Here is a 19,912-nt window from a genome sequence, read left to right as displayed (position 1 = left end):
ACTGAGGGAGTGAGGAGGTGTGATTCGACTAAGCTCATCAACCGAGACTGAGGAGGAAAATTGTCTTATTACCCTTAACACCCACCCCCTAACATCCATTACCCTTAAGCCAGGGCTACAGCAGGTTGAGGCCAACGGCCGACAGTTTTCCCCATGATGGATAATTCTTGCATCAGGTGATCAAATTTGTCGGGGGTTAAGGACTGAGGGCCATCTGATAAGGCTTTGGCCGGGTTGGGATGAACTTCAATCATTAAAGAATCGGTTCCTGCGGCGATCGCTGCGGTGGCCATGGCAGGAACATAATCAGATTTTCCGGTGCCATGACTAGGATCAATCATAATCGGTAAATGAGTCAAAGCCCGTAATACAGGTAACACAGATAAATCTAGAGTATTGCGGGTATATTTACCATCAAAAGTACGAATACCCCGTTCACACAGAATTACATTAGGGTTTCCTGCGGCCAAAACATATTCAGCGGCCATTAACCATTCATCGATGGTGGCAGACATTCCCCGTTTGAGCAAAACAGGTTTATCTTGGGCCCCGACTTTTTTAAGGAGAGAGAAATTTTGCATATTTCTGGCCCCAACTTGGATCACATCGGCCACTTCTCCAATTTTCTCTAAATCTGCCGTATCCATGACTTCGGTAATAATGCCCAGGCCGCTTGCTGCTCTAGCTGCTGCCAATAATTCTAAGGCACTTTCCCCATGGCCTTGAAAGGCGTAGGGAGAGGTACGGGGTTTATAGGCCCCACCCCGTAAAAATTGCGCTCCAGCAGCTTTAACTCGTTTGGCGGTTTCAACGATCATCGCTTCATTTTCGACGGAACAGGGCCCAGCGACGACGACAATGGGATGATTTTTGCCAATAGCAACGGGGCCATTGGGTGTACTGACCATGACTTCGCTATATTCCCCATGACGGAACTCTAAACTTGCCCGTTTAAAGGGTTGTTCTACCCGTAAAACATTTTCGATCCAAGGACTAATTTCTTGAATTTGTAGGGGATCTAGGGAAGCGGTTTCTCCGACTAAACCGATGACGACTTTATGTTTGCCGACGATTTTTTCGGGAGTTAAGCCCCAATTTTCAAATTCTTGGTTAATGCGTTCAATTTCATCTGTGGGTGAACCAACTTTCATTACAACGATCATGAGTTTGCTTCCTCTGGTGTCAGTTATTGGGTGATGGTGTTGTTATGTCCTCATGAGTTCTTTTACCCTACTCTAAGGACACAACCCCGAAAACGAGCTAATTTTTTTTGGTTTCTTGTCTGGCAGTTCGCCAAGCTTGAAGGGTTCGTCCTAAGTTGGCGGTAAATTCTTGCCATCCCCACCAACCACCGACGTGATTTTCATCCCACGAAGCCGAGAATATACCATAACTTAAGCCTAGCACTCCTAGGCCAAAGAGTCCTAAACTAACAGCACCGACGGCCACTGTGGGAATTTCTAGCCATTTATGGCTAACAATCCAATAAAAGATGAAAAATGAAGACATTCCCAATAGGGTCGGAATGCCTGAAAATATGGCCATTCTTCTGATCATGCGTTGACTAACACCATCGGGAATTGCACTGAGGCTGGCATTTTTGCGATGATCGTCGGATTTTTTCCGGGTGGAAAGGGTTTTAGTGGGCGTTACCTTGGGAGTTTTCGGCTTTTTGGGATTTTTTTGACGAGGTTCAAAGGGTAAGGAGTCCCGTGAGGAGTTAGAAGGCATAAGTTTTTAAGGGAGTCACAAATCAGATCGGGGCGCGGGGTTTGCGCCCATCAGAATTAATTCTGGGGCCTAACGACGGATACCCAGACGTTTAATTAAGTTTTGATAACGCTCTACATCTTTGCTGCTAATGTAAGCTAATAAACGTCTCCGACGGCCAATCATTTTTAGAAGTCCGCGACGGGAGGCGTGATCTTTGGGATTTTGCTTCAAATGACCGGTCAATTGTGTAATGCGTTCCGTTAATAGGGCCACCTGTAAGTCAGGAGATCCCGTGTCTGTCTCATGAACTTGATATTCAGTCATGAGGTTTTGTTTTTCGGTAGCTGTCAAACTCATAGAAGTTATTGAATAAATGTTGCAATCTCTCATGATATCATTTCTTTTTTGATCTAACTACCCTGCGATTTCCTGATAAGATGTGGTGTTGTATTAGTTTTATGTAGCAGATTGTAGTGGTTAAAACAATTTTAGTTGCCCTTGACTGCTCGACTACCTCAGAACAGGTCATCGAGGCGTTGGATGCCCTCTACATCCCATCCCATAGCAAAATTATCCTGGCCCATGTCTTGCCTTCATCCGATCATGAGGGGGATAGTCATCCTGAACAACCCCATCCATCGCCGTCTTTGAGATATCAACAGGTAGAAGAACAACTTCAAGCCTATCAAGCTCAAGTCTCAGGTAGTTTTATGGAAATTGTCAATGGTGATCCGGCGGAAGAAATTATCAGACTAGCCAATATTTATAACGCGGATCTGATTGTGATCGGGACTCGTGGCCTCCAAGGGGTCACACGGGTAATTGAAAGATCAGTGAGCGATCAAGTGGTAGCTGAGGCGACTTGTTCTGTATTTGTGGTGAAATCCCAAAAATTCAGTATATAACTGATTTGGTGGTCTACAGTATAAAATAAGGTTAACCTATGGCAACGCCAGATGAGCCTCTGCATTAACCCTCACTGTTCTAATCCTGAGAATCAGGACACATCCCTCTTTTGTCAAAGCTGTGGCTCGGAGTTACTGCTTGAGGGGCGCTATCGTGTATTAAAAGAATTAGGGGGCGGGGGATTTGGGAAAACTTATGAAGTCCAAGACAGTGATCCGACCAATTTTGCTGAGGGTTATCAGGCGGTTAAAGTCTTAAAAGTCCTCATTCATAATCATCCTAAGTATGTAGAATTGTTTGAGCGAGAGGCCCAATTTTTAAGTCGTTTCAATCATCCAGGGATTCCAAAAGTCGAGCCTGATGCTCATTTTCTCTTTTATCTCAAAAATAGTAACACCCCTCTTTACTGTTTGGTGATGGAGAAAATTGAGGGACTGAATCTCAATCAATACATTTTGCAACGGGGGAAATGTATCTCTCAAAAAGTTGCGATTCAATGGCTAATGCAACTGTTACGGATTTTACAGGAGATTCATCGTCATAATTTTTTTCACCGAGATATTAAACCCTCAAATATAATGCTCCGTTCTACCGGACAATTAGTTTTAATTGATTTTGGTACCGCTAGGGAAGTTACGGAAACTTATTTATCAAAACAATCCACTGGTGAGGTGACAGGGCTGTTTTCGGCGGGATATAGCCCCCTAGAACAACTTAATGGTCAAGCGGTTCCTCAATCGGATTTTTTTGCCCTCGGACGCACTATGGTTTATCTGCTCACGGGGAAACATCCCAGCGATTTCTATGATTCTCATGCGGATCAATTAAACTGGCGTGAGGCGGTTTCCGATTTGACCCCTGAATTTGGGGATTTATTGGATCAAATCATGTCCCGCTTACCTAATGAGCGTCCTAAGTCAGCCGCTATTATTCTGAGTAAGTTAGAACAAATTTATCATCATCTCTACGGCTCTGATAGTTTTCTCAATAATTTTCCCTCTCAGGATAGGACTAACCAGAAGGAAATTCCTGCCTCTGTGAACCCCCCAACTGTTCCCCCCTTACCCTTACCCCCTAAACCTCAATCTCCTGCCTTTGCTACTGCCCAAGATGCCCTAGATCCGAGTTTTGTGGAGCGTTGTCAAGCAGAATTGGCTGAATTAATTGGCCCTATGGCTTCGATTATTTCTCAAAAAACTTGGAAAAAAAATCCCAATGCTTCTGCGGATGAATTTGTTAAAGCCTTGGCTCAAAAAATACCTGATCCCCAAAAAGCTGAAGGGTTTCAACAAAAATTGTTAAGTTAAGGGGAACAGGTTAATGTTTATAAAATTATGTCTCAAGATCAATCCCTTCCCGTTATTACTGTTGAAGAACTCGCTACCCGTTTAGCAAATGACAGGACTACGTTACAATTAATAGATGTGCGAGAACCCGAAGAAGTAGCGATAGCCTATATCGAAGGTTTTGAGGTACTTCCTCTTAGTCAATTTGCTCAATGGTCAGAAGAAATTGACACCCGTTTTGATCCTAATCAAGAAACCTTTGTGATCTGTCATCATGGTATGCGATCGGCCCAAATGTGTCTTTGGTTACTCAATAATGGCTTTAGTAATGTTAAAAATATAAGAGGAGGCATTGCGGCTTATTCTTTGCGAGTCGATAGCAGTATTCCTCAATATTAATCCCTTAGCACTGATCTGATTCTGAAAATATTTTGAGATGCTTCTCCTCCTTGGTTAATTAGATTTATACTAGCCAAAAATTTTTAATTAACCCAGCATTTTTTCAATAATTTACCCCTTGATTCTGAACATTATGGTTCCAAATTCTTTAAATAAACGCTATCAAAACATTTTACGAGCAACGGTTAAACATTATATTGCAACCGCGGAACCCGTAGGCTCAAAAACTCTCCTGGAAGAATACAATTTTAGTGTTAGTTCGGCGACAATTCGTAATACATTAGGACAACTCGAAAAAGCAGGGTTTTTATATCAACCTTATACCTCTGCGGGACGTATTCCCTCAGATTGTGGTTATCGAATTTATGTTGATAATTTAATGACTCTAGATGAAACAATTGGGCAAAAAATTGAACGACAATTAAGTCAAAAATTGAAGTGGGAAAGCTATAATTTTGAAACAGCTTTACAAAGGGCAACCCAAATTTTAGCGAATTTAAGCGGTTATATTGCTTTAATTACCTTACCTCAAACGTCTCCCCATCAATTGCGTCATCTTCAGTTAATTCAAGCATCAGCAAAACAGGTGATGTTAATTGTGGTGACAGATGGTTATCAAACTCCATCAATTTTAATTGATCTTCCTCCCGCTTTAGTCAAAGAAAATGATGATTGGTTAGCAGAAGAATTACAAATTCTTTCTAACTTCCTAAATCATCAATTAAAAGGTAAGTCTTTATTAGAATTTACCCATTTAGATTGGCAGAAAATCGATCAAGAATTTCTGGAATATACCGACTTTCTCAAAACCCTATTAAAACAGTTACAAAAATACTTAAAATCTTCAATGTCTACCCCTATTATGATTCATGGGGTGTCAGAAGTTTTGCGACAACCAGAATTTTCTCAATTGCAACAGGTACAGATGTTAATTCATCTCTTAGAAGAAGAAAAAGATCAACTCTTACCCTTAATTTTTGATGTCCCTGAAACTGATATTTTAAATAAACGGGTTAGTGTTAGAATCGGAGCAGAAAACCCCTTAGAATCAATGCGTCTTTGTACTTTAATTTCTGCTATTTATCGTCAAGGAGATACCCCGGTTGGGAGTGTAGGAATTATTGGCCCAACTAGAATGTTATATGAGAATACTATCCCTTTAGTAGAATCAACTGCTGATTATTTATCAGAAGCATTAAGTTAAGGACTTAATTATGGATAGATTCTAAAATTTCTTAACCCTTATAACCAAGTTGAAATTGATCGTAAAGAGGGAGGAATTGGGGTGTCTTGATCAAATTCTAACATAACTTCTGAATCTCCTAAATATCCCGATTGAGCAAAAGATAAAAGCATCCGACATAAAGCCACCCAAACCGCTTGATCAAATTCCCAATCACATCCTTTTCTTGCATAACAACTAATAGATTTTAACGCCCAAAAATAACTATTTCTGACCATAGAACCCCCTTTTTTATAAGGGGGTAAATCTTCTTGATTAATAAACAAAATATCATCTTTTAGATAAACTCTCATGATGCAACTTGACTATTATTACCATTGAATTCAATCATATCTGTTTCTAACAATATTTTACCTGGTTTAATTTCTTCACTTAAATCATGTCCTTCAATATATTCTTGAACTAAATAAAAATCATTATTCTCTTGAAAATGGGCAAAAAGTTGAGGTATTTGGGGATGATTACCCAATTTATAAAGAACTTCTGCTTCTGCTTCTGTTTCAAATAAACGATAAGCAGTTTGTAAAGTAAAGGGATCATTAGACAGAGGATGAAGAAGTTTAACGACACGCAAAGGTTGATCAGGTAAATGCTTATCTTTGGCTAAGAAAGTTTTTCCAAAACCCCCTTGTCCTAGAGATTTAATGATTTCGTAATGTCCCCCGATTATTTGTCCTATCATCATAAAATAAAGATATATACGAGAACCAGGAAAAATATGAATTAGCATTATCTGACTACAATAAAGCTATTGAACTTGATCCTAAATATGCTTATGCTTATAACGGTCGGGGTAATGTTTATAAGAAACAGAAAAAAAGGGACATAATACCAGAAGTGTCCTTAGCTATAAATAAGACTAGGATTTAACAGTGTTAAATCCCTACAATTATCTGATAAATTATCATAGTAAACCCCTTAAAAAGTTGTTTAAACTAACAGTTTGACAAATTTGCATTTTTTGGGTATTATGAAATGTAAGATAGGATGGGTGTGTGTTAAAACGCAGGTTCACGGGTGGAAGCAATCGCCATAAAATTCAACCCTGAATCTTTAAGGAATCTAAAAAGTTAAGATAAATGAACAGAATTCCCCTTGAAATCCCCCCCTGTGGGACGATAAGCTACGGACTGATAAATGATGGTGGAGTTCCTTAAACCCATGCAAACCAGCGAGGTTAGACGAGAAAGCGCGGTTTCCCCTAATACCTGCACCTTAGCGGCCATTGATATTGGTACTAACTCAATTCACATGGTTATCGTGGAAATTGACAAAACCTTGCCCGCTTTTACCATTGTGTCACGGGAAAAAGATACAGTGCGTCTAGGGGAAAGGGATATGGCCACTGGAAATCTCACCGAAGAAGCCATCGAACGGGCGATCGCCTCTCTAAAACGCTGTAAAGACTTAGCCACCAGCCTCAACGTCGATCATATCATTGCAGCGGCCACCAGTGCCACCAGAGAAGCCCCCAATGGCTTAGACTTTATCTGGCGAGTTCAAGCAGAAGTTGGCATTACCATCAACTTAATTTCAGGATATGAAGAGGCCCGTCGCATCTATTTAGGGGTCTTATCAGGGATGGATTTTCAGGAACAACCCCACGTTATTATTGATATTGGGGGCGGTTCCACAGAAATTATCTTAGCAGATGCCCACGAACCCCGTTTTTTAAGCAGTACCAAAGTGGGTGCAGTCCGTTTAACCGCAGAATTTGTCACCACTGACCCCATTAGTGAGGCAGAATTTCTCAATTTACGGGACTATGTACGGGGAATGTTAGAACGTCCCATTGATCAGTTACGCAGTCAATTAAATGATGGTGAAAAACCCAAATTAGTAGGTACTTCAGGCACCATTGAGACTTTAGTAACAATTCATGCGGCCCAAACCTTAAATGAGGTTCCCAGTCCCTTACAAGGATATCATATTAGTCGCCAAGATCTCGAAGATTTGGTTAAAAAATTTGCTTTTTTGTCCTATGAAGAACGGATCAATATTTCAGGAATGTCTGAAAAAAGGGCAGAAATTATCCTCCCAGGGGCGGTCATTCTTTTAGAAGCAATGACGATGTTAGAATTAGAAAATATTACAATTTGTGAAAGGGCCTTGCGAGAAGGAATGATAGTTGATTGGATGTTAACTCATGGGTTAATTGAAAATCGCCTAAGTTTTCAAGCAGAAGTTCGTCAACGTAGTGTTTATAAAATTGCTCGTAAATATCAAGTTGATCTGCCTCATGGGGAACGGGTTGCTAATTTTGCTATTAGTTTATTTAAGCAACTTTCTGGGATATTTCATGAGTGGGGAAAAACCGAACAGGAATTATTATGGTCAGCAGCTATTTTACATAATTGTGGAATCTATATTAGTCATTCATCCCATCATAAACATTCCTATTATTTAATCCGCAATGCAGAATTATTAGGGTTTACGGAAGTAGAAATCGAAACCATAGCTAATATTGCTCGTTATCATCGTAAAAGTTCCCCCAAGAAAAAGCATGAAGAATACAGTAAGTTACCCGATAATTATCGTAAACAAGTTAAACAACTTAGTGCTATTTTACGGTTAGCAGTTGCTTTAGATAGGCGACAAATTGGAGCAATTCAAGATATAGATTGTAAATATGATCCAGAATATAAAAAGCTACATTTACATCTAGTTCCTACTTATTCTAATGATGATTGTGCCTTAGAATTATGGAATCTAGATTATAAAAAAATTGTCTTTGAAGAACTTTTTAATGTTAAAATTGTCGCTACTTTAGAATCAAGATAGTTAATAAAAGCATGAATAAATTTATCATCTTAAATTGATAGCTATTAATATGGATATTATATTGTTTGTTATAGAAAACTTTTTTTTATTTTTCTGGATGGTTCTATCAGATTTGTTACGGCAAAATATCATGCAGAAGATTAAAAACCAACTAATTCGGCACGAGACCAGGAAATAAAAGATTCAATGCCTTTTTCTAAGGGGATAGAAGGGCTAAACCCCAATTCTTGTAACTTTGTTATAGATGCTTTCCAGCAGCGAGGTGTACCTGGAGGAACAATTCCATCGAATTGCAAGTCGAGACTGATGCCTAGTGCTTGAACAATGAGGGTAGCAACTACTGTAATTGTAGCCTCTCGCCCACTGCCTAGATTATAAACTTCACCTTTCATAACAGCAGAAGTTGCTACAAGATGCACTGCTTTAGCAATATCAAAGGCGTGAATAAAATCTCGACTTTCTTGACCAGTCCCTTTCAAAATCAGTTTATGTTCGGTGAGAGCTTTTTGACAAATATCCCAAATAACTTGGCGGCGGAGTCCTGCTCCGTAAGCTGAGAAAATCCTGAGACTGGCTGTGGGTAAGCTATAAACTTGAGCAAATTCTAAACATAACTGCTCTCCTTGCCATTTGTGGAAGCCATAGGGAGATAAGGGAGCAGGAGGCTGACTTTCGCTAACAGGTAGGGAGGCCGGATTACCGTAAACTGCCGCGCTAGAGAGAAAGATAAATCGACAATTCGGTGCATAGACACGCAACGCATTAAGCATTTCAAAAGTGATCACCGAGTTGCCATAGAAATCTGCTGCTGGATCACTGATAGATAAACCGACTGAAGCACGTCCAGCACAGTGGACACAAACCCTAGGTGAATATTCTTGTAATAGGGAAGATAAGCCAGTATTCGGTAAATGAAAACGGTCATATTTTGCTAGATAAGAAAGTGGAGCATTTTCGGGACTTGAGTTATCAATTCCGATAACCGTCCAATGTTCCTCAAAAAAGTGACGGGCTATGTATCGCCCTAGAAAACCCGCCACACCAGTGATTAAAATTGTTTTACTTTCAGACATTGCCTACTATTTCAAGATTGCTTTTTCAGAGGTGATCTAATAAACTTGGCTATGCTATCTTTTGTCATGGCAATTTTCTTGCCAAAAACTTCAGAAGATCATCAACGACAACATTCCAATCAAAGACAGTTTCTGCCATTTCAACACATCGGCGAGAAACGGGATGCCACTCCCAATAATTACAATCTCCATATCTCTCAATTTTCTCTGCTAACTCTTCTAGATTGGGATTAGCTAACCAACCAATGCCAAATTGAGTTACCACACTCACAGTACCATTATCTGGATAGATAACAGTTAGAACTGGTGTTCCGGCGGCGGCACCTTCAGCACAGACCACAGGAAATCCTTCTCTTTTAGAGGGTAACACAAGTAATGTCGATTGCTTAATCAAGTCATTTTTTTGAGACTCATCTACCCGTCCCCAAAATTTAATATTATGTTGATTATCATATTGGCTTTTTAAAGATTCATATAATGGACCACTTCCTGCTAAATTAAGTTCATATTTTTTCTCTCCTAGTTGATTATACAAGAATGCCTTAATGACATACTCAGGATTTTTGTGTTGAGCCAATCTACCCAAAAACAAAATCGATTTATTTTTCTTGTCTTCGCTCTTACAACTATAAAGACTTGAATCAATTCCGCTAATAATAGCCTTAATATTGTTTCTACTTACCCCATATTGTTCGTTGAGTATATTGCCAATTCTCTGGTTAACACAAGAATGTAATATTTCTTTACGCCATGTCATTAAACGATAAATAAACCGCCAAAAAGTAGTATCATAAATTTCACACCAGTCGATCACAAATTTATTTTTAATAAAAAATGGAAGAACAATTGAGGGAATAACAGGCCATTTATTAAAAATAATTACATCAAATTTCTCAAGCTCTTTTTTTTGTTTCAATAAATCTAAAGTGAACCAAATAACATCAGGATAATTTCTTAATCCCCAGATACTTGTAAAATAGCGAAATGCTTTGGTAATTCTATAGACAGGAATACCATTAACTATATCTTTAGCTAGATCGCTCGGATTTAATCTAAGTGTATAAATTTCAAATTCGTGTCCTTGCTTAATTAGGGTTTGACCCAACTCATTGTATCGTATTTCCATTCCTCCAATATTGGGGAGAAAAACTTCAGAAATTACACCAATTTTCATACAATATTTACAACTCCGTTTATTCTCTGCTATATAATAATAACTTCCCATATTATACCATTAAATTTTAAATGTTTTAGCATATTTATTTATTTTTAATTCAGATTTTATTAGTCTTGGCTTTCATCATTCTTTCTATCCATAGATAAATAGCGAGTACGACAAAAACAATAACTATAGATAGTGTTATCAAAAGCCGTTGAATTAACGCAAAACTAACAACATCATTAGTGGGAACATTGATCAGTCCAAGCATTCCAATCCAACTCCACTCCATTAATCCCAAACTTCCAGGCGTAAAACTTAAAACCATCGCTAAGTAAATTAAAAGACTAGCAAACAAAATGTACCAAAATCCAATATTTAAGTCAATGGCCTTAACTACCAAGAAATTTCTTATAGCTATGTTTAAGTGCAAGATGATAGTCAGCCAAAATTCAGCAACGACAAATTTTGAATCAAAAAAGGGAATTGGATTTAAGGTATTTAATTTATTGTTTTCTATCTTTTTGCGTGAAAATCGTCTTTTAATATAACTAGATGCAGTAAGAAAAAAGCGAATCAAGTTACTATGCCATTTTTGATTAACTTGAAAACCGATAAACAAAGTAACCGCAGCCAAGAAAATTGCTACAGACAGAGAAATCTTTCCGAAAAATAATAATAAGGATGTGGGCAAAAAGATTAAGGGAATTAATAAATTTAATATTTGATTATATAGAGAAGCCAACAATCCTTGAGGAACAGAACCAACTTTATTAAATCGCAAAGCCATACTTTGAGTCGTCAACATACTAACCTGGGCAGGTATAAAAATACCAATTAATGAACCTAAAGAAATATAAAATAAGTAAAATTTCTGCTCTCGTTTTTGATCAGATATCAGTTTTTGAGTAATTAACTTCCAACGATAAGCAAGCGACCAAAAATTTATAAAAGTAACAAAAGGAATTAGACTTGTATAGAACCAATTTAAGTTTTTAAGTTGAGTTAATATGTCTTGAACATTATTTTCTGTAAGACGAAGGGTCAATAATGCGAGCAAAATACCAATGCTTAAGGAAAAGATGGTGTATATTATCTTGTTATTTTTAATCATAGATGTTTAATCGACACTATTATAGTTTATCGTATCCCCATTTATTAACTAGATTCACCCCCACTAATTCTGATGTTTGAATAACTTCTTGTTTAAATCTGTTCATCAACTCTAGACGGATGTCATCATCTATCTTTCGGGAGTTGTCTCGTTTCCATACAAATTTTTCCAAAATATTCTTTCCGATTAATTCAAATAACCCTGGAGGTAATAATTTAATCGCTATTTTTCTTGTGATTGGATGATAAACGATTTGATTTAAAAGTTCAGACCGAGGCTTAGAACGGGCATTTAATGATTTATACTCAGCCATAGGGATATACTCTAAATTCAACAAATCAAGTATTTCTCTATATATAAGTTCATTGTTTTCCCGAAAATCTTCATAAATAATTAATTTGATATTAGATTTTGGAAATAAATCATAGAATCTCTTAAGCTGTTCATAATATTTTGCTCTTTCTGAATAGAAAATTACAAATGGACAACTAACTTTTTTCGGAATATACTTTCCTTCCTTTCTCAAAGGTTCTAATGCTAAAGCTTTAACAAAATCTTTCTCATTTTCTTCAAGTTGATTTACATATTGATTATGCAATGAATAGAGGAATTGCACTGGTTCTCTAAGCATTATAATAATTTTGGCATCGGGAGCAAATGTATAAATTTCACTGGCGGCAACTTTTGAATATAAGTAACCCGTGGAAGATTCACCAATAACTTTTTCTGACATAGCATTGGCAAAAAGCTTTAAATAAGAATTTTTATTCCTAAAATGAAAATATAAGGGAGAACCATGATAGCTATCACTCTTTTCATGAAAATCCTTGCAAAAAAATAGAGGTTCTTTATATTTAGCCATATATATGTCAGGATGTTTAGATAAAAAATAATGGAGTGCTGTCGTTCCTGATTTTGGCTGTCCAACAAGGAAAAGATTTGGTTTTTTCATGACTTTTAATAATACCTATGAACTCCAAAAAAGATTTTATTGTGAGTGGCTAGTTGTTGCTTTGTTTACATTATTATATTATTATCTTCAGTTATTTGTTCTACCTTTTTTGTCCTATAGCAACCAATTCATCTCCTAAGTTTGTGACTTTCAAGAAAGCATTTGCTATTTTCATTAACATAAGAAAGGCAGTGGAATCGTTAACCTTAGAACGATAATCTGTATCATTGTCATCTTCTGTTTTTTGAGAAGGTTTAATTTTTGAGAAATAATTGAGCCACTCTCGTAAATAAATTGAAAAAGACCAAATTTTACAAACTTCAAACCCGGCTAATTTTAAAGCCTGAGCCATTCCCTTTTGTGTAAAAAAGATAAGATGTTCAGGAGGATTAACTGTGAGGGCATTTTTGTTTAACAGTCTCACCGATACACCACTGCGGTTAACAGTCCCAATCAAAACTACACCTCCAGGCTTGAGTAAACGAAAAACTTCCTTCAAAGCAGATTCTATATCATTAAGGTGTTCAATTGTGTCCCAGAGGACAATTCCTGAGAACGATGCTGATGGTAGAGATGTCTTAAGCAACTCTGAGGTATAAATGACCCCTCCAGATAACTCTCCTGCTATTTTAGCTACCCTTTGATTCAATTCAATTCCTTTCAGTTCAGTCCATCCATGTTGTTTCGCAAAAACAAGAAACTGCCCCGTTCCACAGCCAATATCCAATAATGGGCCTCTTCCAGCTTGCTTTTCAATATACTCTAACCCCTCTTTCCAAACATCCCAAACGTGTTTGTGAGACTCAGCAACATCAGTCCAACAAACTTGAGAAAGTTTCTCTTGATCGCCACTGGTGTAAAATTGCTCTAGTTCAACCGATGAAGGACTGGGATAAACATATAAAGATTTACAGGATTGGCAATCAAAAATAGAGTAATTAAACTTTATAAAATCCAGTTTTGCTTTTTTGCTTTTGCAAAGTGGACAGATAGGTTTATTCAAGCCTTCTGTTGTTATATTTTGAGAAGTATTGGTCTGATTCATGTTAGGTGTTTGACAATCAATTATGAGAGATTAGTTAAAAGTTAGTTTGTCTAAATATTCAGCTTCTTTTTAATCCCAAAACACTTAAAAAGAAACTAGAAAAGATGATTTGGCAGCCCATCGCCAGAGAAGTTACTGTTGGAATAACAATTCTCATCATATCCCTAGGCTCAAAAGAACCAAATAAATTTTGTTCCCACATCCAAATAGCATAAATTGAACCACTTACCCCGATTAATAACAATACACTTCCTACAATCAATCCTACTTCAAGTGTGAAGAAATTAAATAATTTTTTTAAACGATTATCTTCGGGTAAGAGTCCTTCCGTAATCGCAAAAACTTTTGTAAAAATCGCAAAAGAAACAATTTGTAGCCCAATAATGAGAGCCGTTGCAGAATAGAGTAAACTATGAACTCTCGGACTATTTAACAACCAGATGGTACTAATTAAACCCACTAACATTAAGAATAAACCAGGATACAAAAACAGCCAACGAGGACTATATAATAAAAGAAACCGTAGATGTCGCCAACCATCTCGCCAAGTTCTTAAGTGGGGTGAACGACTACGGCCATCAGGTGATAAAGTTGTTGGTACTTCTGTTATTTTAAGATTGTATAAAGAAGCTTTAACCACCATTTCACTGGCAAATTCCATCCCTGTTGTCCGCAATTTTAATGATTCAATGGCTGTTTTTCTAAACCCTCTTAGTCCACAGTGAAAGTCATCACAAGGACAAGCAAAAAATAGCTTACCAACCCAAGTTAATACTGGGTTGCCTAGATATCTGTGTAAGGGAGGCATCGCTCCTGGTTTAATGCCTCCCTTAAAACGATTTCCCATGACTAAATCATAACCTGATCTTAATCGCTCAAGAAATAAACCTAGTTGGGTAAAATCATAACTGTCGTCAGCATCCCCCATAATAATAAACTGTCCTTCAGCCGCCGCTATTCCCCCCCGTAAAGCACTACCATAACCTTTTTCTTTCACATCAACTATCCGCGCTCCCATACTAGCAGCAATAGATTGAGAGCCGTCCGTACTTCCATTATCAGCAATTAGCACTTCCCCAGAGATATTATGCTGCTTGAGGTATCCTTGTGCTTTTTCGATACAAGTTGCCAGGGTTTCAGCTTCGTTGAGACAAGGCATCACAATAGAAAGCTCTAGCACAGAAGAACCAATTGAAAAAGATTGAGTATTATGATGTTGATTTTGTGTCATTGTTAATTTATAGAGCAAGCTTTAACCAGACTAATCTCAACTAAACATTACAATAGCGCATTATTTGCCAAAAAGGATTCACCAATGAAAACTTTTATTCAAGTAGCCTTGATTGCTTTGTTGTGGCTTACTGTTATCAACCCTGGCCAATTATATGGGGATACACCCCGTAGGCTAACAATGGCTCATGCTTTGTGGACAGGCACTGAAGAAATTTCTTCTACATATCAGCCAACAAGTAGACTGGACATTGATGCTGGTTTGAAAGGTGTTGATGGTCGGCGTTATTATGCCTATGATATGGGACAGGCTTTACTAATGCTGCCTGGCGATTGGCTAGGAACTATGTTGATGGAATGGTTCCCTTCTCTCCCCTCAAAATTAGCCTTGTCTCCCGTCCGAGTACGATCATTGGTGGTTAGCTTCCTGATTTTTGTGCCTGTGAATGTAGCGACTGTCATGGCTTGCTTTTGGCTGCTTCGGCTTTTTGAGTTTCAGGAACGAATTGCTGGATTAACTAGCCTAGCTTGGCTGATGGGAACAACTGTTTTACATTATGGTCAAATCCATCAGCAAAATAATCAAATACTTTTGCTGACGACAATTGGTTATGCAACGGCTTTAGCTTGTGTCAAACGTAAGGACTTGCGCTTTGCTATCTTGAGTGGTTTAGCCCTAGGTGGGGCCTGGTTAATTCGCTCTGATGCTGTTATTCATACCTTCACAGTGTTCCTGTTTCTCCTAGGCTGTTGTATTTATGACAATCGTGATAAGTTTAAAGTCCTACAAGTTATAGGAATGTGGATAGGTGGTTTTATCCCTTTTATCTTACTAGGACGAATATTTCAATATATACGCTTCGGAACTTGGTTACCTAGCATTCTTATGGGACAATCACAAAGGAATACAGATCCTTTTTTTGCTGGTTTACCTCAAAGACCATCTAATTATGCTTTTTCGGGAGATTTTTTGGGGGGCCTGCTGGGGGTTTTGTTTTCACCAGCTAAAAGTATCTTCATCTATGATCCATTACTATTACCCTGTTTGGGGTTAGCTTTTTTATACTGGAGAAGATTTTCTCCTTATGTACAATGGTATATAATTAACACAGGTTTTAATCTAGCTTTATATATTGCTCTATCAGGTCGTATTATTTTTTGGCACGGTGATTGGGCTTGGGGACCGAGATATCAGGTTACTTCTCTACAATTGTTACTGATTCCCTTGCTGGGATTTTTTATCATGGAGTTGCTTTCATCAAAAAGTCTCAAAGCTTGGTTGATGAGAATCATTATCTCCCTGGCTATTCTGGTACAGATTGCTTCTGTCACAATGTTTTATCGTTTAGAGGTCGATCAGTCTCTGATGATGAGTTCTACTCCTTATTGGACATTTCGTTTAGGAATGCGAGTTACAAATATCGTCTGCTTAATCAATCCCTCTTTTTCTGAACAATGTATTAGTCAAATTAGAGTGGAGAACCCTCAAGAACCAAAAGTCTTAAAATATTATCCTTTGATAGAACGCAATAATAAACTATTTTATTTGCCTTTTTGGTTTTTTCAACCTAATCGACCCACACTTTCATTAATGTTTTTCGGTTTTTGGTCATTAGTATTGGTACTTGCTACTTTCACAACGATCAAATTTTGTCTAGGTTAAAGTTCAAAAACTAGAATTATTCATACAGTCTCATGCTTAAATCTAACCAAGGCGATCGCGTAATTGTCGCACTACTAGAAATATAATCAACCCCTGTTTCTGCTACTTCTCTGATGGTTTCTAACGTAATATTACCTGATGCTTCAATTTTAACCCGTTCATTCTCCTTTCTAATCATCGAAACAGCTTGCTTCATTAAATCGACTTTCATATTATCTAACATAATAATATCTGCCCCATATTTTAGAGCTTCTGCTACTTCTTGAAGATTACTTGTTTCGACTTCAATGGTTAAGGGATAAGGAATAGTTTTACGAATGCGTTTAATTGCCTCTTGAATACTTCCCGCCGCTTTGATATGATTATCTTTAATCATTGCCCCATCATCTAACCCCATACGATGATTAACTCCACCCCCTACCCAAACTGCATACTTTTCTAATATCCTTAATCCTGGGGTGGTTTTACGGGTATCCACTAACTGGGTGGGTAAATCGGCAATTTTATCCACATATTGCCGCGTCATGGTTGTAATGCCACTCAGTCGCATTCCTAAATTTAAGGCGACTCTTTCCCCAGTTAATAAGGCATCTAATGGCCCCTCAATCTTAGCAATAACCTGGCCAGGTTGGACAGTTTCACCTTCTTTTACCACAGGGATGAAAGTAACACCAGGATTTAATAATTGAAATACCCTAGCAGCGACAGGTAAACCTGCGATCGCACCCGATGCTTTAGCGATCCATTCTCCCGATCCCAAATCTGACAGCAATAATCCGTCCGTAGTGCGATCGCCGCGACCAATATCTTCTTGTAACCAATGAACAAGTAACGGATCTAAAATAATGGCAGAAGGTAACATCATTCTTTCATCTTCAATGATAACAGCTTTTTTTACTGGTTGCTCAACAATTTTTAAATAATTGTGATAAAAATATACATAATCAGAGAGGCTCGATGGCTGAGAATGCTTACCGTAAATCATAACGAATAGCTGAACCAATTGTCTAGTCTTGATCAGCCCCATTAAGCAAAGATTACAATTTGATCAATTAACTTTAATTTAATTTACAAATAATCAATTATACCATCTGTAGTTTGAGAGCAGTTAAGCTGTGCTTGTCCCAAAACTATACCAGATAACTATAGGTTTGCTTTTGCTTTTTTCTGAGTAATTCTCGGCTAAAATCCTTTGACAATAAGGCTTAGAGGGATTAATCTTGCCCAAAACTGGAGAGATATCCCCCTTAGTATTATTCATAAAATTCATTAAGGATTGCTAAATAAGGATAATTATTCTAGAGAAATAATAAAGTATACCTAAAAATTATAGAGACAGAGGTCTAGCAAAATGTTCATTATAAACAGATTATAAACACAATAATTAAATACTATGAAAACTGTGAGAAGTGTTGATCAACACCAAAAATGCAACGTTCAGTTAGAGGCTTTTAAACAAAAAGTTTCTCTATCTGATAAACTGACCAATCAAGTCAGAATTAAATCGATGTTGTGTGAGTGATAAGTCAAGGAATTATTATGATCAAGATGCTTGACTCATTAGAGGTTCCTAGGATTAATATTTAATTCAACCGAATCGATAACATGATGGTTTCTTGATTGATTTGTCGCCATCCACCATGAACTACCATGTCTTATACAATTTCTGATAGTTGTTCAATCTGTGAAAGCTGTCAAATCAAATGTCCTACGGGTGCCATCAAAATAGATGATGGTGAATATTGGATCGATCAAAAACTGTGTAATAATTGCGAAGGTTATTATGAAGAACCTCAGTGTATTGTCCAATGTCCCATCAGTAGTCCTAGCCCAACACAAGCTAAAAAAGGACGCTATAAAACTGTAGCCAGAGTTTCCACATCTCCCGAATTATTTATTAATGGAAAAAACACCCCATTTGCCTCATCAATGGTGATCTGGGAAGGGTGTAGTGTATTAACTCGTGCCACCGCTTTACCTTGGGAAAAAGACCCCGAAGGATACCTATATTATGAGCGATCTGTCAAACAAGGGAGAGGTAAAATCATCTTTCGCTTAAATGATACCTTAGATTTTTCATGCGAATCCATTGAATATTTATCCGACCCATCTAAACTAGAATTAATTGATATTAGAGCCGCTTGTTTGCATCTTTTATTTGCCGCATACACCACCACATTAGAGAAACCTTGGGAAGAAGAATTTATCATTAGCGATCAACAAATCGAGCAATATTTAGGCTTAGATAAACGTAAAGATTTAAGTAAAGCTACCAAATTAACCTTAATTAAGACCTTAGTACAACAACCCTGTCAATTACTAGCATCCATAGACTGGCCACAACAGGGAAAAGTCAAAGGGTTTACCGTCCCAGAAAATCCCCTTTGGCACTTATTAAAAATTCAACATCATTTTCAAATCGATGATTCCGGTTGTCAACATCTTACGGGTTTAACCTTTACCTTAAAAGCCGGAATTTGGGCTAAATACTTCTTAAATAAACAAGCCTATAGTCAACGTATTGCCTTCTATCAATATGGTTCTTTGCCTCACTTTTTATTAAATACCGTCATGAGTATTTGGCAACAACATCAAGGGGCCGTAAGAATCATGTTGTGGTTGCTCTTTAAAAGTAAAATGGGCAGAAAACAATGTATTACCGTTCCCACCTTAATGCGAGTTGCCTACGGCCAAGAAAAGATGGCTCAAGCAGACATTCAACGAGAGCAACGTAAACGGCTATTACGCACCTTTGAAAGTGATTTAGAAGTATTAAATCATTATGGAATAAAAGCCGTTTTTGACCCCGTTTCCTATCCCTCAACCATTCAACCTCTCTGGGTAAAATTAGCGGAACTTCCTGATGATGCCGAAGAAGCTTTAGACTTTTGGATTAATGATGGCTCTCAAGAACATCGTTTAACTGATGCGGGGCCTAGGGGTAAATGGAATTGGTTAATGAAAGCCAGAATTTTAAACTTTGAACTCCCTGCGGAATGGGAAGAACAACTTGCCAAATTTGAGCAGAAAAAACAACGCAAAAGTAATCGCAAAACTCGTGTTAAAAAATCACCCGAATTCTCCGCCGAGCAAATTCTCGCCGCGAGACAAAGCAAAGGATTAAGTCAAAGAGCTTTAGCGGAAAAAATAGGTAAAAGCCAAAGTTGGATTCGAGACTTAGAGAATGGGAGATTTTCCGCTAAACCAGAAGATCGAGCCATTTTACAAAGCGTCTTAGAAATCTCTTGAAGCGGGCGGAAGTTCCTAGCCGAATAACCTCTAGAATAATTGAAGACAATACAAACAGGACTTACCTGCTTCAACTTTTCAACCCGTAAAGAAATAAAA

The 19,912-nt window shown here is 37.7% G+C and carries 20 protein-coding genes; 8 read left to right on the top strand and 12 right to left on the bottom strand.

Annotation, left to right across the window (positions count from 1 at the left end; genetic code table 11):
* Positions 1–104 precede the first annotated feature (104 nt).
* The 3 genes from aroF to rpsO form a co-directional block, all read right to left on the bottom strand.
* Entirely contained in the window at positions 105–1,163 is a 1,059-nt protein-coding gene (aroF, locus tag VB691_RS19010; protein ID WP_323293098.1) for a 3-deoxy-7-phosphoheptulonate synthase, read from the bottom strand.
* A gap of 97 nt (positions 1,164–1,260) precedes the next feature.
* Positions 1,261–1,731, bottom strand: coding sequence for a PAM68 family protein (locus tag VB691_RS19005; protein WP_323293097.1), 471 nt, complete (start codon positions 1,729–1,731; stop codon positions 1,261–1,263).
* Positions 1,732–1,800: 69 nt separating this feature from the next.
* A complete protein-coding gene (rpsO, locus tag VB691_RS19000; protein ID WP_323293096.1) occupies positions 1,801–2,070 on the bottom strand; it encodes a 30S ribosomal protein S15 in 270 nt (89 codons plus the stop codon).
* Positions 2,071–2,186: 116 nt separating this feature from the next.
* Between rpsO and VB691_RS18995 the strand changes: the two genes are divergently transcribed.
* The 4 genes from VB691_RS18995 (at position 2,187) to hrcA (ending at position 5,508) form a co-directional block, all read left to right on the top strand.
* Entirely contained in the window at positions 2,187–2,618 is a 432-nt protein-coding gene (locus tag VB691_RS18995) for a universal stress protein (RefSeq protein WP_323293095.1), read from the top strand.
* Between the two features lie 51 nt (positions 2,619–2,669).
* Entirely contained in the window at positions 2,670–3,926 is a 1,257-nt protein-coding gene (locus VB691_RS18990) for a serine/threonine-protein kinase (protein ID WP_323293094.1), read from the top strand.
* Between the two features lie 27 nt (positions 3,927–3,953).
* On the top strand, positions 3,954–4,304 hold the full coding sequence (locus VB691_RS18985) for a rhodanese-like domain-containing protein (RefSeq protein WP_323293093.1): 351 nt from the start codon (positions 3,954–3,956) through the stop codon (positions 4,302–4,304).
* Between the two features lie 130 nt (positions 4,305–4,434).
* Positions 4,435–5,508, top strand: coding sequence for a heat-inducible transcriptional repressor HrcA (gene hrcA, locus VB691_RS18980; RefSeq protein ID WP_416245331.1), 1,074 nt, complete (start codon positions 4,435–4,437; stop codon positions 5,506–5,508).
* Positions 5,509–5,546: 38 nt separating this feature from the next.
* On the opposite strand, the gene VB691_RS18975 is transcribed toward hrcA, so the two are convergent.
* Positions 5,547–5,840, bottom strand: a complete 294-nt coding sequence (locus VB691_RS18975) for a hypothetical protein (protein WP_323293091.1) — start codon at positions 5,838–5,840, stop codon at positions 5,547–5,549.
* Positions 5,837–6,277, bottom strand: coding sequence for a protein kinase domain-containing protein (locus VB691_RS18970; RefSeq protein WP_323293090.1), 441 nt, complete (start codon positions 6,275–6,277; stop codon positions 5,837–5,839). The genes VB691_RS18975 and VB691_RS18970 overlap by 4 nt, the downstream gene beginning before the upstream one ends.
* Here VB691_RS18970 and VB691_RS18965 point away from each other — a divergent pair.
* Together VB691_RS18965 and VB691_RS18960 are read left to right on the top strand one after the other, a co-directional pair.
* On the top strand, positions 6,244–6,417 hold the full coding sequence (locus VB691_RS18965; protein ID WP_323293197.1) for a tetratricopeptide repeat protein: 174 nt from the start codon (positions 6,244–6,246) through the stop codon (positions 6,415–6,417). The genes VB691_RS18970 and VB691_RS18965 overlap by 34 nt on opposite strands.
* 291 nt (positions 6,418–6,708) lie before the next feature.
* Positions 6,709–8,328 carry a Ppx/GppA phosphatase family protein gene (locus VB691_RS18960; protein WP_323293089.1) on the top strand — a complete coding sequence of 540 codons (1,620 nt, stop codon included), beginning with the start codon at positions 6,709–6,711 and terminating at the stop codon, positions 8,326–8,328.
* A gap of 140 nt (positions 8,329–8,468) precedes the next feature.
* Here VB691_RS18960 and VB691_RS18955 read toward each other — a convergent pair whose 3' ends face one another.
* The 6 genes from VB691_RS18955 to VB691_RS18930 form a co-directional block, all read right to left on the bottom strand.
* The gene (locus VB691_RS18955) at positions 8,469–9,401 is read right to left on the bottom strand and encodes an NAD-dependent epimerase/dehydratase family protein (RefSeq protein ID WP_323293088.1); all 933 of its coding nucleotides are present in this window, start codon (positions 9,399–9,401) and stop codon (positions 8,469–8,471) included.
* A gap of 64 nt (positions 9,402–9,465) precedes the next feature.
* Complete coding sequence (locus VB691_RS18950) at positions 9,466–10,575, bottom strand: glycosyltransferase family 4 protein (protein WP_323293087.1); 1,110 nt, start codon at positions 10,573–10,575, stop codon at positions 9,466–9,468.
* Positions 10,576–10,675: 100 nt separating this feature from the next.
* Positions 10,676–11,674, bottom strand: a complete 999-nt coding sequence (locus VB691_RS18945) for a lysylphosphatidylglycerol synthase transmembrane domain-containing protein (protein WP_323293086.1) — start codon at positions 11,672–11,674, stop codon at positions 10,676–10,678.
* Positions 11,675–11,693: 19 nt separating this feature from the next.
* Positions 11,694–12,626 carry a sulfotransferase gene (locus VB691_RS18940; protein WP_323293085.1) on the bottom strand — a complete coding sequence of 311 codons (933 nt, stop codon included), beginning with the start codon at positions 12,624–12,626 and terminating at the stop codon, positions 11,694–11,696.
* Positions 12,627–12,726: 100 nt separating this feature from the next.
* Positions 12,727–13,671 (bottom strand): class I SAM-dependent methyltransferase, encoded by a 945-nt coding sequence (locus tag VB691_RS18935; protein ID WP_323293084.1) that lies wholly within the window; start codon positions 13,669–13,671, stop codon positions 12,727–12,729.
* 58 nt (positions 13,672–13,729) lie between these two features.
* Positions 13,730–14,902, bottom strand: coding sequence for a glycosyltransferase family 2 protein (locus VB691_RS18930; RefSeq protein ID WP_323293083.1), 1,173 nt, complete (start codon positions 14,900–14,902; stop codon positions 13,730–13,732).
* An 84-nt stretch (positions 14,903–14,986) separates the two neighbouring features.
* Here VB691_RS18930 and VB691_RS18925 point away from each other — a divergent pair, with 84 nt between their 5' ends.
* Positions 14,987–16,564 (top strand): hypothetical protein, encoded by a 1,578-nt coding sequence (locus VB691_RS18925; protein WP_323293082.1) that lies wholly within the window; start codon positions 14,987–14,989, stop codon positions 16,562–16,564.
* 16 nt (positions 16,565–16,580) lie between these two features.
* On the opposite strand, the gene nadC is transcribed toward VB691_RS18925, so the two are convergent.
* Positions 16,581–17,426, bottom strand: a complete 846-nt coding sequence (nadC, locus tag VB691_RS18920; RefSeq protein ID WP_323293196.1) for a carboxylating nicotinate-nucleotide diphosphorylase — start codon at positions 17,424–17,426, stop codon at positions 16,581–16,583.
* A 788-nt stretch (positions 17,427–18,214) separates the two neighbouring features.
* Between nadC and VB691_RS18915 the strand changes: the two genes are divergently transcribed.
* Entirely contained in the window at positions 18,215–19,813 is a 1,599-nt protein-coding gene (locus VB691_RS18915) for a helix-turn-helix domain-containing protein (protein ID WP_323293081.1), read from the top strand.
* Positions 19,814–19,912: the final 99 nt, after the last annotated feature.

Origin of the sequence: Crocosphaera sp. XPORK-15E, assembly GCF_034931425.1 — a bacterium.
In the GTDB taxonomy this organism is placed as follows: domain Bacteria; phylum Cyanobacteriota; class Cyanobacteriia; order Cyanobacteriales; family Microcystaceae; genus UHCC-0190.
This window is presented reverse-complemented; position numbering and strand designations above follow the sequence as displayed.